A 1187-nucleotide genomic window follows, 5' to 3' on the forward strand; every position below is an offset into this window, starting at 1 on the left:
TGTGGGAGATTCTATGTTGCAGGGCAACCCTGCAACATAGGCTTCGGCTGGTATTCGCTCTGATTTTTCATCAAGGCAAATGCCACCCGGCAGAGCTTGCGAGCAAGCACCACCAATGCCTGGGTTTTTGAGAAGCCTCTGACCAGGTACGACTCATAAAACGGTTTCCATCTAGGCGAGCGACATGCCGTCATTGCAGCGATATGAGCTAATCGGCGTATTTCTGGATCCCCCTTTTTGCTCAGGTATCGGGGACCATTCTTTTTTCCAGAATCATCGACCCGCAGGTCCATCCCTAAAAACGCGATAAATGCATCGCTGTCCGCAAAATCACCTCGCATAAAACTCGTCGCCAACCCAGTTGCGACCAGTTCACCAACGCCTTCGATGGCTTTGCAGCGGTCGATATTCGCCTCAATTCCCGACTCTTTGCTAACTTTTTGTAGCAACTTCTGGATGGCCTGAATCGCCTCTTTGAACGCTTTTTGCTGAGCAATCAGCGCTTTTTTTAACAAGGGTTCGTCGGCCCAGCTCAACATAAGACCGGCGTGATTCTTGACCAGCGTCGCGCGCCGATGAAGCAGGCTTTTTAATGTCGTGTAAGCCTTCGGTGGCGGGTTCCAGAGCCGCAGCTCGTGCTGTTCATTGGTCAAATACCGCGCCAGAAGACGGGCATCACAAGGATCGTTCTTAGCTCTTTGGCCGATGCCGCGACGATAGTTGCTCACCCGGTAAGCATCCACGACATAGACCTGATGACCCATCGCGTGAGCCAGCTCGACGGTATCCAGGTGATAGATATTGGTGGCTTCAACGGCAAGAGCGCTTTGGGTGGGCAACGTTTTTAGCCAGCGCTTGAGCGCTGTTCGATCATTCTTGATAGTGTCGATGGCTTGCAGATCAGAGCGATAAACAACAATTTCGGCCTTGGCTATATCGATACCAACAACCGTCTGCGAGGTAAGGATTGTCATGACGAATCCTCGGAGCTAGGGTTTAGGTGCTTGTCGGGGGTCTACCTTTGCGCTGGCTTGTCTCTATCGTCGGTTTACCGATGAATTCCTTATTGGCGCTTTGGGTAGAAAGGGCGGGACGAGAAGTCTCCCACGGTCCGTACTGGCTAGAGTCGGAATCGAGCTTTTAGTCCCGCCCACCCCTTCAAGTCTAAACATACAAGCGAGCTTGCT

The 1187-nt window shown here is 52.1% G+C and carries 1 protein-coding gene; it reads right to left on the bottom strand.

Annotated elements, in window-relative coordinates:
- Positions 1-11: 11 nt before the first annotated feature.
- Entirely contained in the window at positions 12-974 is a 963-nt protein-coding gene (locus tag F7R20_RS31375; protein ID WP_003199432.1) for an IS110 family transposase, read from the bottom strand.
- Positions 975-1187: the final 213 nt, after the last annotated feature.

The organism is Pseudomonas brassicacearum subsp. brassicacearum (assembly GCF_008801605.1).
GTDB lineage: Bacteria > Pseudomonadota > Gammaproteobacteria > Pseudomonadales > Pseudomonadaceae > Aquipseudomonas > Aquipseudomonas brassicacearum.